Here is a 15,124-nt window from a genome sequence, read left to right as displayed (position 1 = left end):
CTTTGTCCACTTCGCGGGCTCTGACTATAGCGGTCAGATTTATCCCGCCTCCGGCCCGATCGCGCTGAAAGTAGGGAAATCAAAGGGTTATCGCGCTTCCCCTGAATTTAATTTCGGTCATTTCTAACCGACTGGTCAGCTTTTTGCTTAATCCGCTCAGCAATCCTGCTTTTACCCTGAACGTGCATCATGAGTGTGCGCAGCAGAGGGGCTTCGCTCCTCTGACCAAAAGGGCCAGGCCCCTGACAGAAAATGGGCCAAGCCCCCTGACGGAGAATCTGTATGTCTGACACTTCTGCCAACAGCCCGGAGCTGTTGTACGGCCTCAACGATAAACCGCCGGTTGCCGCCGCCTTTCTGGCCGCCGTGCAGCACATGCTGGCGAGTTTTGTTGGCATCATCACCCCAACGCTGATCATCGGTGGCGTACTGGGGCTCGGCAGTGAAATTCCTTACCTGATCAGCATGTCGCTGATTGTGTCCGGCGTAGCCACCTTTATTCAGGCGAAAAAAATCGGCCCGGTCGGCTCCGGACTGATGGCCATTCAGGGCACCAGCTTTGCCTTTTTAAGTTCCATTCTGGCGGCGGGCTTTATTGCCAAAGGCAAAGGCGGCGGTCCCGATGAAATTCTCAGCCTGATTTTCGGCGTGTGTTTTCTCGGGGCGTTTATCGAAATCGGCCTGAGCCAGTTTCTGCACAAGCTGAAAGCCTTTATTAACCCGCTGGTGACCGGCATCGTGATCACCGCCATCGGTCTGAGCCTGATTAAGGTCGGCATTACCGATCTGGGCGGCGGTTTTAAAGCAGCGGATTTCGGCAGCCTGGTGAATTTAGGTCTGGGCGGCAGCGTGCTGGTACTGATTGTAGTGCTGAACCAGAGCAAAAATGCTTTCGTACGTTCGAGTGCAATTTTCATCGGTCTGGTGATTGGTTTTATTGCCGCCATGATGATGGGCAAAGTGAATTTTTCCGGTCTGTCCAGCATGGACTGGCTGGCCCTGCCGGTACCGTTTAAATACGGTTTCAGCTTTGATATCGAAGCCTTTATTCCGGTGGCGCTGATTTACCTGATCACGGCCATTGAATCGTCCGGCGACCTGACCGCCACCTCCATGGTGTCGAAAGAGCCCATCACCGGCGACCTGTACCGTCAGCGCATTAAAGGCGGTGTTTTTGCCGACGGCGTGAACTCGATGCTGGCGGCGGTATTCAACACCTTCCCGAATACCACCTTCAGCCAGAACAACGGCGTGATCCAGCTGACCGGTATCGCCAGCCGTTACGTCGCCTTCTGGATTGCCGGCATTCTGATTGTGCTGGGCCTGTTCCCGGTCATTGGCGGTATTTTCCAGCAATTACCGAAACCGGTATTGGGCGGCGCCACGCTGGTGATGTTCGGGACTGTGGCCGCCGCGGGCATCCGCATTCTGGCAACGGTGGAACTCGACCGTCGCAGCATGCTGATCATGGCCGTGTCGTTCGGTCTGGGACTGGGTATTGCGGCGGTGCCGGATTTACTGAAAGAAATGCCGAAAATGGTACAGAACGTTTTCAGCTCGGCCATTACGGTCAGCGGTCTGGCGGCGATTATTATGAACTCGCTGCTGCCGGGTCGTGTTGAACTGAACGATAACGACGAATAAGCGCTGAGTAATTATTCAGTCAGCCGCAGGTAACCAGCTCTCCTGCGGCTGATACTCCGCATTCATTAAGTCCGGATTATCCTGCTGCAGTTTGTCGGCCATGGCCTGAATGCTGCGGATTTTTTCTTTGGCGAACGCCACTTCTTCTTCTGAAATGCCCCCTGCTTCCGCCTGATCGATGTACGACTGAATCACCGCCACTTTCTGTTGGCTGGCCTCAACAAAGGCGCGGAACACACGCTTTTCCTGGCGCATTTCGTATTTCTGATACAGCTCTTCGTCGGCCAGTTCCGCCGCCGTTGGCATTACCCGCGTGGCCGGTGCCGACAGCGGCGGCGTGCGCGCATCGCCCTGCAAACGGGCCTGTGCCATGCTGGCGATGGCGTCGCTGTTCAGGCGCGGCAGCCAGGCTTCGAGTTCGGTGTTATCCAGATCCGGCGGCGAAGCCTGCGCATCACCTGCACTGTTGGCGGCCACCGTGACCGACGCCGCCATCAGAGGAACGCGGCGGCTGTTGTCGGCTGCGCCGTCTTCAGGCGTTGCATCACCCGACAGAATCCGCACATCCGTCTGTTGCAGCAGGGCCACCGCCACGACGGCCACCACACCTGCCACAGCAACCATGGATTTTTTCATAGGCTTAAATTCCAGCCGCCGCCGGTTGCAGACGGCGATTTAACTGAATAGCTGCTTTCTCACGCAGGGCCACCTGCAGGTCTTTCAGTTCCTGCTGCAGATCTTCGCGCGCCAGCTCATGCGCCAGCTCATAACGCACGCCGGCATCGGTCACGGGCAGATAGCCTTCAATGCGCTCGTCGATGTGCAGAATTTCGTACACCACAACGCCGTTGATTTCCGGTGAACGGAAGGCCGCCGACGGTTTGCCGATTGGCTGAATAAAGGCCACCGAATGCAGCCAGGCATGATCCTGTTCGCCCCGTTTCAGCCAACCCAGTGCACCGCCGGACTGTTTATCGGCCGCCTGCGAATAGCGGCTGATGGCGTCTTCAAACGACAGGCCATTTTTCAGCTCGGCCACCACCTGATCGGCCAGTTCTTGCGTGGCGACCTGCACATGACGGGCGCGGACTTTTTCGACCACACGAAAATCGTCTTTGTGATGCTCCCAGGCTTTGTTCAGACGCGCCTGCGGAATAGCTCCCGCGCGGGCGCGCAGGGCCGGATTATCATCGTGAATATCGGCGTAAATACCCATGTGCTCCAGCAGGCGCTGGCGCTGCTGCTGATTCACCAGAATCTGTTGCAGGGTTTGCCAGTCGGCAGCGCCCAGCTGCTGGCGCGACCAGTGCAAAACATACAAACCGCCGACGTACTGGCGGGTCTGATCCTGCAGGTATTCCAGATTACCGCTTAACAGTGCCAGACGGCCCTGCACATTCTGGCGCTGCATGATGTCGAGCAGCGTGACGTTACCGCCGTCGGCCAGCTCAGTGCTGAGCACAGGGGTTTGTGCTGCCAGTGTGCGCTGTTCGTCGGTCATGTCGATGGTCAGGCCGGGCTTCAGCGCAAAATTCTGATTCAGCCAGGCGGCGTCCAGTGCGCTATTCCACTGCACCAGCGACGAGAAGTTTTGTCCGGGTAATTGCTGCACTGACGCCAGAATGGCGTCGTTAAAATAACCGCGCAGCAAAGACACCAGCTGATTATGACGCTCAACCTCCGGGGCGAAGCCGACCCGGCTGGCCGGTGCCAGTTCGTCGGCCGTCATCAGGCTGCGGGCGTGTTCGGCCATCAGCGCGTCATCGAGTAATTGCTGCAGAATCAGCTGCAAGGTCGGCTGCTTGCCGCTGGCCGCGGCCGCTTTCTTTTGTTTGCTGAGAAAAATATCCAGCAGCTGCCGGCTCAGGGTCAGGTCGTGCAGACGGGCAATCTGCTGCTCGTCGTCCAGAGAATACTGCACACTGGCATTGGCCTGTGGCACCAGCGCAGCGGCTAAGGCCAGCGGCATCAACAGAGACATCAGAAATTGGCGCATACGATGTGTCCCATACAGAAACGAAAGTGACGACATAAAGAACCGGACTAATTCCTTAAAAAAACGGAATTATTTTATGAAATTTGTTCGGGCGTAAAATAAAAAAGGCACCCGGCAGTCCCATGCCTGCCGGGTGCAATCACCACAAAGAAAATCAGAAACGGTCAGCGGCGTGATTCAGTACATGCACAGTCATGGCAATGGCATGCGGGATCACAATTTTCGCTACCTGTTCACGGTCAGACGCAGAGGTGCTGCTCAGCACGATGCCACCCTGACTGTAAGAAATGGAACCACCCTGAGTCAGCAGCGGACGAATGTCGTGGGTAGACGAAGACACAGGTGTGAAATCGTTGATGGCCGCGGTCACCAGCGAATCGTTGCTCAGATCCAGGGCAGAGTAATTGTCTTCTACCCAGCCTTCCCAGCCTGAGTGATTCAGGTCAGAGGTGGTCCAGGTATGGTGCGGCTGCAGCAGATCGGTGGTGTGCAGCACAAAACCTAAGGTCTGCGCCGTTGGTTTTTTCCAGAATTCGTTGTACCAGTGCTGGCCGAGGTTATCGATCGGCTGGAACGGCATTTTTTCGAAATCGGCGTACATGTTTTTATTGGAAGAACTGCCCTGACGGTAGTTGGCTTCGGTAATGCCGTAGGTGTTGTATTCAGAATCTTCCGAGCACGACCAGAAGAAACACCAGCCGGTCATGCCGCCTTTGCCGTCGTCGAGGTGATCGCCCACCAGCCAGGTAGCGGCCAGATTATCCACAGCGCCCCAGACGGTCAGCAGGTCGTAATTGTAACCACCCAGATCGTTGCCATGCGCGTCCGCACCACGGGTGTGGTTCTGGAAGTGCCAGTACGAAGTGTATTTCACGATGGAGGAACCAGCGCCCCACACAGGCGCTTCGACGCAGTCACCGGTCACGGCGCCGCAGATAAAGGTGTCGGCGAAGTCGTCCACGTCGTAGGCACCCTGACCCAGTACTTCAGCAAACTGTGCCATGGTGTAACCGGATGCCTGAGCAGCCGCGGCCAGCTTGTTGTACTGAGTGGTGTCCGGATGCGCCGCCATGTAGTTGATGGCGTCGATGACGATGCGTTTGTGAGTCGGTTGTGTGAATGCCTGTGCGTTAACGGCTGAAAGAGCCAGCGCCGCGCTCAGGGAAAGAGCCAGAGTGTGTTTCATTATTGATCCCTTCCGTCAGTGAGTGTGGCGCCACCATGCCCGCAGGCAATGACAGTTGAATGTCATTCCTGTCACAGTGCCGTGACAGGAATTTCAGCACCACGCTGTCTTTTTTATGTTTGTTTTCAGTCGCGTTAAACGACCTGACGGGCGCAGATTAATAAGGACAACGCCTGACTGACAACCGCCGTCAGAGCACTTGGCCTGATTGTTCGCAGATTATTTTACAAGTGTCCCGCACGGTGAATCTGGCGGCTTTTTTGGATACCCGAACGGGCACTTTACAGAGTTCTATATCATTAGCAGGCGACAAGAATCGCTGCGTTTCAGACGGGTTTTACTGGCGGGTTTTCTGGCGGGCATTAGTGTCTCGCAGCGGCTGATTACCGCTGCTGAAACCTTCAGTCTTTTAAAATTGGTGGAATTAATGACGCGGAGTAATCATTTATCCGCGTCATTGTGCTGATGGCTTTACAGGCTTGCCGTTGCAGGCTTGCCGTTGCAGGCGACCAGCATCTCTGGTCATCAACAGCCCGGCGCTTATTCGTGACGCAGGGCTTCGATCGGATTCAGTCTTGCCGCGCGGCGCGCCGGAACAAAACCGAACACCACACCCACCGCCGCCGAGAACACGAACGCCGCCACACTGATGCTCAGATCAAAAATAAACGGCATCGACATCAGCAGCGCTAGCCCCCATGAGAGCCCCAGCGCCAGCAGAATACCGATCAGCCCGCCGAGCGACGACAGCACCACGGCTTCGACCAGAAACTGCAGCAAAACCTCGTGCTCCAGTGCGCCAATGGCCAGGCGGATACCAATTTCGCGTGTCCGCTCGGTCACCGACACCAGCATAATATTCATAATGCCGATACCGCCCACCAGCAGACTCACGCCGGCCACGGCACCGAGCAGACCCGTCATGGTCTGGGTGGTGCTGGTCAGGGTTTCCGCCAGTTCGGTGGTATTAAAAATATTAAAGTTATCGCTTTCGTTGCTGGCGATATTGCGGCGCAGGCGCAGCAGACTGGTCAGACGCTTTTCCACATGATCGGAATCGACCCCGTCTTCCAGCGAAATATAAATCTGGTGCACATCCTGACTGCCGGCAATGCGACGCTGGAAATTCTGCAGCGGCACAATGACGATATCGTCCTGATCCTGACCGAAACTGGTCTGGCCTTTGGCCTTGAGCACGCCAATCACCACGCAGTTATTGCGCTCGATGCGCATCTTCTGATCCAGCGGCGATTCACCGGCGAACAGTTCTTTGACAATGGTCTGGCCGACAATGCACACCGCCGAACCACTGCTTAATTCCAGATCGGAAAAACTGCGTCCTTCGGCCAGCGTCCAGTTGGCTGCGGTCAGATATTCGTTATCGGTACCGCGCACGTTGGAACTCCAGCTGGTATTGCCGTGCACCAGAGTAACCGAGCTGCTGCCCACCGGCGCGATGGCTTTAATACCCGCCACCTCACCCCGAATGGCGGTGACATCGGATAATTCAAACGCCGGTGCCGACACACGGTCGCGGCCCGGACCAAAGCCCTGCCCGCGGTTTACCATCATCAGGTTGGTGCCCAGACTGGACACCTGCGCCGTCACCTGTGCAGTGGCACCGTTACCCAGTGCCACCATAGTGATCACCGCTGCCACACCAATAATGATGCCCAGCGTGGTCAGGAACGAGCGCATAATGTTGCGGCGGATTTGCTGCAGCGCGAGCTTTAACGCATTAATCAGCATGCGGCACCTCCCCTGCTTTTGTCATATGGGAATTCCCGGTCAGACGTGAACGCGCGGCATCCACACGGCCGTCGACAAAATGAATAATGCGCTGCGAATATTCCGCCATATCCGGCTCGTGGGTCACCATCAGAATGGTGAGGTTCTGTTCGCGGTTCAGTTCTGACATTAACTGCATAATTTCCTGACTGCGTTCGCTGTCGAGGTTACCGGTCGGTTCGTCGGCCAGCAGAATCGACGGCGTGGTCACCAGCGCCCGGGCAATGGCGACCCGCTGCTGCTGACCGCCGGATAATTCCGACGGATGGTGATGCGCCCATTTTTCCAGACCGACTTTTTCCAGCGCCGCCATCGATAATTTATTGCGCTCTTTGCGTCCCATACCGCGGTACACCAAGGGCAGTTCGACGTTTTCCATGGCCGAGGTTCTGGCCAGCAAATTAAAGCCCTGAAACACAAAGCCAATGTGATTACGGCGCAGCAGCGCGCGCTGGTTGCGGTCGAGTTCGGACACCGGTACACCACGGAAAAAATATTCGCCGCTGGTCAGCACATCGAGGCAACCGAGAATGTTCATCACCGTCGATTTGCCCGAACCACTGGGGCCCATCAGGGATACAAATTCGCCTTTGCGTACCTCGAAATCCACCCCTTTCAGCGCCTGAAACTGGGCGGCTCCGCTGCCGTAAGATTTGGTCACTTCCGCAAAGCGGATTAGCGTCTCCTGCGCGTCCATTACGCGTTAACCTTTACAGCGTCGATGATCACCTGATCGCCTTCCTGCAGCTCACCGGACACAATTTCGGTGCGCAGACCGTCGCTGATACCGGTGCGGACCTCGACCGGTTGCGGACGGTTATCACGCAGCACCCAGATGGTGGCCTTACGGCCTTCCAGCGAGCCATTCACGTTGGTGTCTTCGGTGGCGTTTTTCTTCTGCCCCTGACGGCGCGGGCCCGGCATCAGACCACTGAAAATACCGCCCGGCTTGCCGGCGCGTTCTGCCGGTGCGTTGCCATCACCCGGAATTTCCGGCTTATAACGCAGCGCCGCACTGGCAATGGTGAGCACATCTTCGGCGGATTTCACCGCAATATCGGTAACGGCAGTCATGGATGGCAGCAGCGCCAGATCGTCGTTATCCACTTTCAGAATGGTCTCGTACGACACCACGCTGGAACTGGAGCTGTCGTCGTCGGTGCTGGCCAGACGGATCTGGGTAATTTCGGCACTGAATTTCCGGTTGCTCCACGCATCGACCGAGAAGCTGGCTTTCTGACCGGTTTTAATTAACGCGATATCGGCTTCGTCGATATCCACGTGCAGTTCCATGTCTTTCAGGTCGGCGGCCAGCAGGAATAAGGTGGGCGCTGAATACGACGACGCAATGGTCTGACCCGGCTCAACATCTTTGCTTAATACGATGCCGTCAATCGGTGACACCAGTGTGGCCTTCACCAGATCGGTTTCGGCCGAGTCGAGATCAGCCTGGGCTTTTTCCACCGAGGCTTCCGCCACCAGCACCGCCGCTTCGGCTTTGGTTACAGCGATGCGCGCGGAATCCAGCGTTTGTTGCGACGGGTGTTTGCCGCCGCTTAAATCCCACACTTTCTGATAGTGCGCGTAATCCAGTTTGGCTTCTTCCAGCGAGGCATTGGCCTGCGCCACACTGGCATTGGCGGATTTCAGCGAGCTTTTCTTTTCCAGCACCGAGGCTTTTAACGTGGTGGTATCAAGACGCGCCAGCGCCTGCCCTTTTTTCACATGGTCGTTATAGTCGACCAGCACCTCGGCCATGATGCCGGACAATTCCGAACTCACTTCCACTTCGTCTTTCGGTTCAACGCTGCCGGTAGCGGTTACCGTTACGGCCAGATTGCCACGGGTAACGGCATCGGTTTTAAACACCTGATTATTGTGATCGTCACCCGGAATAAGCGCCCAGGTGGCGCCGGCGACAATCAGCACCAGCGCGGCACTGGTTGCCAGCCAGAGTTTTTTGCGGCTTTTAGGCGCGCTCACCAGACCCAGCTGTTCGGCTTTCTGTTGTTCGTTCTGATTCATAAGGTTTTACCCGGAAATTCGTTTCTGTGTGCTCAGATGTTTAATATTTAAATCGGTATTTTTACGTTTTTATAATCGGTGCGGATCAGCGGCCGGTCAGATCTGTTTCTGTCCGCCGGCTGTTTCCTGTGTATGGTTCTGGGTTTTTTTATCCGTTTTGTTATGGGCCGCGTCCGGCGCATTATTCGCGTCAGCGAGCGCTTGCCAGCCACCACCGGCGACCCGGTACAACTGGATCCAGTCGGACAATAACGCACCGTCGTTCTGCACGCGGTTATTACGCGCCGACAACAGATCCGACTGCGCATCCAGCAGGTCATTAAAATCGAGCATGCCGGCGTCGTACTGCATGCGCGCCAGCTCTTCGGCCAGCTGGGCAGAGGCTTCGGCCTGCTGATACGAGGTTTGCTGCTGTTGTGCCGCGTCGAGTGTGCTCAGCGCATCTTCCACTTCCTGCTGGGCGGTCAGCAGACTGGTACGGTAGGTTTGCAGGGCCTGTTCAAATTTCAGCTGCTGGGTGCGCTCGTTGGTTTTCAGCACACCGCTGTCGAACAGGCTGTAAGAAATGCTGGCAGCAATCGAACGCACCAGACTGTCGGCGCTGAATACATCGGCCATATTGGTGCCGCTGCTGCTTAAATTGCCGGTCAGGGTAAAGGTCGGGAAACGCTGATTGTGCGCCTGCACTACGGCTTCGCCCTGGGCAATTAATGCGTATTCGTTCGCTTTGACATCCGGGCGCTGACGCAGGGTTTCGGCCGGCAGACTTAATGCCAGCTGCTGCGGCAATGCCGGTAATTCCGCATCGGCCTGCAGCGACGGCAGCAGACTGTTGAGCTCGCCACCCGCCAATACGCGCAGCTGATTAATGGCTTCGCTGCGCGCCTGCTGATATTGCGGCAGATTGGCGCGGCTCTGCTCGAGCAGGGTTTTGGCCTGCATGACGTCAAGCTCTGTGCCCAGACCTGCCTGCCAGGATGCCCTGGCCAGGTCGTAGCTTTCCTGACGCAGACCGATGCTGGCCGTGGCCACACGGATATTCTGCTGCGCCAGACGCAGGCTGGTATAGGCCGACGCGGTCTGGGCGATCAGGCTGACCTGAGCATCGCGCAGTTCGGCCACCGCCTGATCGACGCCGGCACGGGCGGATTTTTCTTCGGAGCTCATGGTGCCCCATAAATCCACTTCCCACGACGCGCTCAGACCGGCACTGGCGGAATTGCTCATGCTGTCGGAGGTACCGGAACGACCACCGCTGACGCTGGCACGCACATCGGGAATATTATCGGTGCCGGCAATACCCAGCTGCAGCAACGCCAGACGATGATTCAGCGCGGCGGTGGCCATATCCGGGTTATTCACCAGCGTCAGCGTCACCAGCTGATTCAGCAAGGGATCATTCAGCTGCTGCCACCAGCCCGCCAGTGAATGGCTTTCACTGACCGACGCATCCGCATTCTGGCTGACGCCCGCCGGAAGACTGGCCTGCCAGTCTTCACTCACCGGACTCACACCCGCCATCTGGGCATTCACATCGGGACGCACGGTCGCACAGGCCGGCAACAATAAAACCGCCAGCAGCAACGGCAGGCTGCGGACTTGAGGGGCAGACAACATAACAGGAGAAACTCCGGAAAGAACGACAGCCTGACGCCACCAGACCGGCAACGCCGGGGGCAAAACGCCAGGACGGATTAATTCTCATTAAGGTCTCACACCCGGCGGCTCACCACCACACACAAGCGGTAAAGAATTGCTGGGAAACGTCAAATGCTGACGCAAAACTTACATTGAGGCAGGAAAGTTGCTAAGGAAAAGCAAACCGGCACAGACGTCGCCCAGATTCACACAGGACGGAGGATGATCTGCAACAAAGACACCGGCAGGCGCTGGTGCTGCGTGGCCGAAGGATAATAAAACCCAATAAAAAACCCGCCGAAGCGGGTTTTTTATTGCATCACAAAAACCGATCAGCCGATTTTTGCATCCAGCTCGCCACGGGCGTAACGCTGGTACATGCCTTCCAGAGAGATCGGTTTGATCTTGGAAGCATTACCGGCGGTACCGAAGGCTTCGTAACGGGCGATACAGATATCACGCATGGCTTCGACGGTTTTGGCGAAGAATTTACGTGGGTCGAACTCGCTTGGGTGTTCGGCCATCATGCGACGCATGGCACCGGTAGACGCCAGACGCAGGTCGGTATCGATGTTTACTTTACGCACACCGTACTTGATGCCTTCGACGATTTCTTCAACCGGTACACCGTAGGTTTCTTTGATGTCGCCGCCATACTGGTTGATGATCGCCAGCCATTCCTGCGGTACAGAAGAAGAACCGTGCATTACCAGGTGGGTGTTCGGAATGCGCTTGTGGATTTCTTTGATGCGGTCGATGGCCAGAATGTCGCCTGTCGGCGGCTTGGTGAACTTGTAAGCACCGTGGCTGGTACCGATGGCAATGGCCAGGGCATCAACGCCGGTTTTCTTCACGAAGTCAGCGGCTTCTTCCGGGTCGGTCAGCATCTGGCTGTGATCCAGGGTACCTTCAGCACCGATACCGTCTTCTTCACCGGCCATACCGGTTTCCAGAGAACCCAGGCAACCCAGTTCGCCTTCTACGGAAACTCCACAGGCGTGCGCCATGTCGACGGTGCGACGGGTGACGTCCACGTTGTATTCGTAAGAAGTCGGGGTTTTGCCGTCTTCACCCAGAGAGCCGTCCATCATTACTGAGCTGAAGCCCAGCTGGATAGAACGCTGACATACGTCCGGAGAAGTACCGTGGTCCTGGTGCATACACACAGGAATGTGCGGGAATTCTTCGATGGCCGCCAGAATCAGGTGGCGCAGGAAAGGCGCACCGGCGTATTTACGGGCACCGGCAGACGCCTGAACAATCACCGGAGAATCGGTTTTGTCGGCGGCTTCCATGATGGCGCGCATTTGTTCCAGGTTGTTCACGTTGAACGCTGGTACGCCGTAGCCGAATTCGGCCGCGTGATCCAGCATCTGACGCATGCTGATTAATGCCATTGCTTTTCCCCTTGCAAGTCTGACGTCAGACGCTGGACGTCAGACGCGGTTTAAATAAGTTAGATGCAGACATCAGACACCCGATGTCTGACACGAATATTACTTAGCGCGTTCTTCCAGAACGGCTACGGCTGGCAGTACTTTGCCTTCCACGAATTCGAGGAACGCACCGCCGCCAGTGGAGATATAGGAGATCTTGTCTGCCACACCGTATTTGTCGATGGCCGCCAGAGTATCACCACCGCCGGCGATGGAGAACGCTGAGCTGTCAGCAATGGCGTTAGACAGTACTTCGGTGCCTTTGCCGAAGCTGTCGACTTCGAACACGCCCACAGGGCCGTTCCACAGGATGGTTTTGGAGGCTTTCAGCATGTCAGCGAACTGAGCAGCGGTTTCCGGACCTACGTCCAGAATCATGTCGTTGTCGCCCACGTCAGCCACTTTCTTAACCACTGGGGTCGCGGCGTTAACGAACGCCATAAAATCGTCGATCGGGCCGGTGATTTCAGCAACCACCACGTCGGTTGGCAGCGGCACGTTCACTTTGGCGGCGATGGCTTTGGCGGTGTCGATCAGGTCGTGTTCGCACAGCGACTTGCCCACTTTGAAGCCGGCAGCGGCCAGGAAGGTGTTGGCGATACCGCCACCCACGATCAGCTGGTCACAGATGGACGACAGAGAGATCAGTACGTCCAGCTTGGTGGACACTTTGGAACCGGCAACAATCGCGACCATCGGGCGTTCTGGTTTATCCAGCGCCTGACCCAGAGCTTCCAGTTCGACGGCCAGCAGTGGGCCGGCACAGGCCACAGGGGCAAACTTGGCCACACCGTGGGTAGAACCTTCGGCGCGGTGCGCAGTACCGAATGCGTCCATCACGAACACGTCACACAGAGCGGCGTATTTCTGCGCCAGCTCGTCGGCGTTTTTCTTTTCGCCTTTGTTAAAGCGCACGTTCTCGAACAGCACGATCTCGCCGGCCTGTACATTGACGCCGTCGAGGTAATCAGTCAGCAGAGGAACTTCACGACCCAGAGCAGCGCTCAGGTAGTCGGCCACCGGACGCATGGAGTTTTCTTCCGAGAACTCGCCTTCGGTCGGACGACCCAGGTGGGAACACACCATCACCGCCGCGCCTTTTTCCAGCGCCAGTTTGATGGTTGGCAGAGAAGCCAGAATACGGGCATCGGATGCCACTTTGCCGTTCTTAACCGGTACGTTCAGGTCTTCGCGGATCAGGACGCGTTTTCCGTTCAGATCCAGATCCGTCATTTTGATTACAGACATGCAGTTTCCTCGTGTCTTGCCTGGGTGGGGCTGATAAAGGTTTGGTGAAATCGCGGCGGCCCGCTGGCTGAAAACTGACCAGAGCCGGCAAAATTGCGCGGTATTGTAGCAGCAAGCCCGCCCGGATTCACCGCCTGCAACGCCCGCCGCGCCTGACAGATTGCCATTTACCCGATGGGCAAACTCGGTGCGCACGAACAGCCCCGGAATTGCCCCTGAACTACCCCCGGAATAGCGCCCTCTGTGCGCGCAACGCACTGTTGGCAGCAGGCTACCTTGTTGGCCTGCGGTACACGGGCTAGCCTGCCGGTCTGACTGTAAAAGGACATCGTTATGCTGAGCTGGCTCTGGCTGTTTATCCGCCACTACAAAACCCGTCTGACCATCGCCATCATCGCCCTGGTCACCACCGCCGCCCTGACGCTGAGTCTGGGTCAGGGGGTACGCCTGATGGTCGACAACGGCTTTGCCGCCGGCTCCATCGACGGGCTGGGCGAAGCGCTGGGCTTCTTCGGCTTTCTGGTGGTGGCCGTGGCCTTTGGTGCGTATCTGCGCTTTTACATGGTGTCGTGGCTGGGTGAGCGCGTGGTGGCCGATATCCGCCAGCAGCTGTACCGCCATCTGGTCAGCCTGCCGCCGTCGTTTTTTGAAGATAACTTATCGGGCGAAATCCAGAGCCGCATCACCACCGACACCACCCTGCTGCAGACAGTCATCGGTTCGTCGTTTTCGTTTGCCCTGCGCAACTCGCTGACCTTTATCGGCGGCATCGTGCTGATGTTCATCACCAACCTGAAGCTCAGCCTGATTGTGCTGGTTGCGGTGCCGCTGATTGTGTTTCCGATGATTTTCTTTGGCCGCAAAGTGAAAAAGCTGTCACGCGCCAGTCAGGATAAAGTCGCCAGCGTCGGCGCCTGGGCCGGCGAAAGTCTGCAGCACATTAAAGTGGTGCAGGCCTTTACCCGCGAAGACATAGTCACCCGCCAGTTTTCACAGGCCGCCGAAGGGGCGTTTGATGTGGCCCTGCGCCGCATCCGCCAGCGCGCCTTTATGATCGCACTGGTGATGATTCTGGTGATGGGTTCGGTGGCCGGCATGCTGTATGTCGGCGGCCGCGATGTGATTGCCGGGGATTTATCCGGCGGCGATTTAGCGGCCTTTGTGTTTTACGCCATCATGGTGGCCGGTTCGCTGGCAGCGGTGACCGAGGTGTACGGCGAAGTGCAGCGCGCCGCCGGTGCGGCGGAGCGCATACGCGAATTAATGGCGGAAAAACCCTCGATACAATCACCCACCGTTCAAGCACCGACAGTTCAGTCTCCCGCTGCTCCGGCGCCAGAAGCGTCAGCAATTACCAACGCGGAAAAAGCGCCTGTGGCAATTGCCGGCCAGGCGCTGCTTGAATTCCGCAACGTCAGTTTCCGCTATCCGTCACGCCCCGACCGTTTAGCGCTGGATGGTCTGAATTTATCCGTCAAAGCCGGTGAACGCATCGCCCTGGTTGGCCCGTCCGGTGCAGGTAAATCCACCCTGTTCGATCTGCTGCTGCGTTTCCGCGATCCGCAAAGCGGCAGCATCACCCTGCATGGCAAACCCTTAACCGAGTGGAATCTGCAAACCCTGCGCAGCCAGTTTGCGCTGGTGCCGCAGCAGCCGGTGCTGTTCAGCGCCAACGTGCTCGACAATTTGCGCTACGGCCGTCCGGACGCCAGCGACGACGAGATTTTCGCCGCCGCCCGTGCCGCCAATGCCGACGGTTTTATCGCGCAGTTGCCCGAGCAGTATCAGTCGTTTTTAGGGGAACAGGGGGTGAAATTATCCGGCGGTCAGAAACAGCGTTTAGCCATTGCCCGCGCGATTTTGCGTGACCCGCAGATTCTGCTGCTCGACGAAGCCACCAGCGCCCTCGACGCCCAGAGCGAGCATCTGGTGCAGCAGGCGCTGGACGGTCTGATGGCCAACCGCACCACCTTTATTATTGCCCACCGCCTCGCCACCATCCGCAATGTCGACCGCATTGCTGTGCTCGATCACGGACAGTTAGTGGCCATGGGGTCACACGCTGAATTAATGGAAACCTCGCCGCTCTACCGCCGTCTGGCAGAGCTGCAATTTCACAACACACTGCCGGGCATCGAATCGGGCATCGGCTGATGCCGGTGC

Annotated in this window: 11 protein-coding genes; 2 read left to right on the top strand and 9 right to left on the bottom strand. The window is 57.2% G+C overall.

The genetic code is table 11. From position 1 onward, the window contains the following. The first annotated feature begins 282 nt into the window (after positions 1 to 282). Entirely contained in the window at positions 283 to 1,644 is a 1,362-nt protein-coding gene (locus tag ACQUQU_RS00605) for a nucleobase:cation symporter-2 family protein (RefSeq protein ID WP_430461317.1), read from the top strand. A 15-nt stretch (positions 1,645 to 1,659) separates the two neighbouring features. On the opposite strand, the gene ACQUQU_RS00600 is transcribed toward ACQUQU_RS00605, so the two are convergent. The 9 genes from ACQUQU_RS00600 to ACQUQU_RS00560 form a co-directional block, all read right to left on the bottom strand. Continuing rightward, positions 1,660 to 2,280 (bottom strand): hypothetical protein, encoded by a 621-nt coding sequence (locus tag ACQUQU_RS00600; RefSeq protein ID WP_430461316.1) that lies wholly within the window; start codon positions 2,278 to 2,280, stop codon positions 1,660 to 1,662. A gap of 4 nt (positions 2,281 to 2,284) precedes the next feature. Further along, complete coding sequence (locus ACQUQU_RS00595; RefSeq protein ID WP_430461315.1) at positions 2,285 to 3,640, bottom strand: peptidylprolyl isomerase; 1,356 nt, start codon at positions 3,638 to 3,640, stop codon at positions 2,285 to 2,287. A gap of 154 nt (positions 3,641 to 3,794) precedes the next feature. After that, positions 3,795 to 4,826, bottom strand: coding sequence for a phospholipase (locus ACQUQU_RS00590; protein WP_430461314.1), 1,032 nt, complete (start codon positions 4,824 to 4,826; stop codon positions 3,795 to 3,797). Positions 4,827 to 5,366: 540 nt separating this feature from the next. Beyond that, entirely contained in the window at positions 5,367 to 6,575 is a 1,209-nt protein-coding gene (locus ACQUQU_RS00585) for an ABC transporter permease (protein ID WP_430461313.1), read from the bottom strand. Then, a complete protein-coding gene (locus ACQUQU_RS00580) occupies positions 6,565 to 7,311 on the bottom strand; it encodes an ABC transporter ATP-binding protein (RefSeq protein WP_430461312.1) in 747 nt (248 codons plus the stop codon). Before ACQUQU_RS00580 ends, ACQUQU_RS00585 begins: the two co-directional genes overlap by 11 nt. Continuing rightward, on the bottom strand, positions 7,311 to 8,639 hold the full coding sequence (locus ACQUQU_RS00575) for an efflux RND transporter periplasmic adaptor subunit (protein ID WP_430461311.1): 1,329 nt from the start codon (positions 8,637 to 8,639) through the stop codon (positions 7,311 to 7,313). Before ACQUQU_RS00575 ends, ACQUQU_RS00580 begins: the two co-directional genes overlap by 1 nt. Before the next feature lie 96 nt (positions 8,640 to 8,735). Beyond that, a complete protein-coding gene (locus tag ACQUQU_RS00570) occupies positions 8,736 to 10,256 on the bottom strand; it encodes an efflux transporter outer membrane subunit (RefSeq protein ID WP_430461310.1) in 1,521 nt (506 codons plus the stop codon). 353 nt (positions 10,257 to 10,609) lie between these two features. Beyond that, positions 10,610 to 11,674 (bottom strand): class II fructose-bisphosphate aldolase, encoded by a 1,065-nt coding sequence (gene fba, locus ACQUQU_RS00565; RefSeq protein WP_430461309.1) that lies wholly within the window; start codon positions 11,672 to 11,674, stop codon positions 10,610 to 10,612. A 99-nt stretch (positions 11,675 to 11,773) separates the two neighbouring features. Next, on the bottom strand, positions 11,774 to 12,961 hold the full coding sequence (locus tag ACQUQU_RS00560) for a phosphoglycerate kinase (RefSeq protein ID WP_430461308.1): 1,188 nt from the start codon (positions 12,959 to 12,961) through the stop codon (positions 11,774 to 11,776). Positions 12,962 to 13,294: 333 nt separating this feature from the next. Between ACQUQU_RS00560 and ACQUQU_RS00555 the strand changes: the two genes are divergently transcribed. Beyond that, positions 13,295 to 15,115: an ABC transporter transmembrane domain-containing protein gene (locus tag ACQUQU_RS00555; protein WP_430461307.1), complete on the top strand. Its 1,821-nt coding sequence runs from the start codon at positions 13,295 to 13,297 to the stop codon at positions 15,113 to 15,115. The last annotated feature ends 9 nt before the right edge of the window (positions 15,116 to 15,124 follow it).

The organism is Thalassolituus sp. LLYu03, from assembly GCF_050507655.1.
GTDB lineage: Bacteria > Pseudomonadota > Gammaproteobacteria > Pseudomonadales > Oceanobacteraceae > Venatoribacter.
The sequence above is the reverse complement of the archived record's forward strand: the minus strand, read 5'-3'. Positions and strand labels throughout refer to the sequence as shown.

Coding starts and splice junctions, on each gene's coding strand:
- ACQUQU_RS00605 (WP_430461317.1), top strand. CDS start 283: ATGTCTGACACTTCTGCCAACAGCCCGGAGCTGTTGTACGGCCTCAAC.
- ACQUQU_RS00555 (WP_430461307.1), top strand. CDS start 13,295: ATGCTGAGCTGGCTCTGGCTGTTTATCCGCCACTACAAAACCCGTCTG.
- ACQUQU_RS00585 (WP_430461313.1), bottom strand. CDS start 6,575: ATGCTGATTAATGCGTTAAAGCTCGCGCTGCAGCAAATCCGCCGCAAC.
- fba (WP_430461309.1), bottom strand. CDS start 11,674: ATGGCATTAATCAGCATGCGTCAGATGCTGGATCACGCGGCCGAATTC.
- ACQUQU_RS00595 (WP_430461315.1), bottom strand. CDS start 3,640: ATGCGCCAATTTCTGATGTCTCTGTTGATGCCGCTGGCCTTAGCCGCT.
- ACQUQU_RS00590 (WP_430461314.1), bottom strand. CDS start 4,826: ATGAAACACACTCTGGCTCTTTCCCTGAGCGCGGCGCTGGCTCTTTCA.
- ACQUQU_RS00570 (WP_430461310.1), bottom strand. CDS start 10,256: ATGTTGTCTGCCCCTCAAGTCCGCAGCCTGCCGTTGCTGCTGGCGGTT.
- ACQUQU_RS00600 (WP_430461316.1), bottom strand. CDS start 2,280: ATGAAAAAATCCATGGTTGCTGTGGCAGGTGTGGTGGCCGTCGTGGCG.
- ACQUQU_RS00580 (WP_430461312.1), bottom strand. CDS start 7,311: ATGGACGCGCAGGAGACGCTAATCCGCTTTGCGGAAGTGACCAAATCT.
- ACQUQU_RS00575 (WP_430461311.1), bottom strand. CDS start 8,639: ATGAATCAGAACGAACAACAGAAAGCCGAACAGCTGGGTCTGGTGAGC.
- ACQUQU_RS00560 (WP_430461308.1), bottom strand. CDS start 12,961: ATGTCTGTAATCAAAATGACGGATCTGGATCTGAACGGAAAACGCGTC.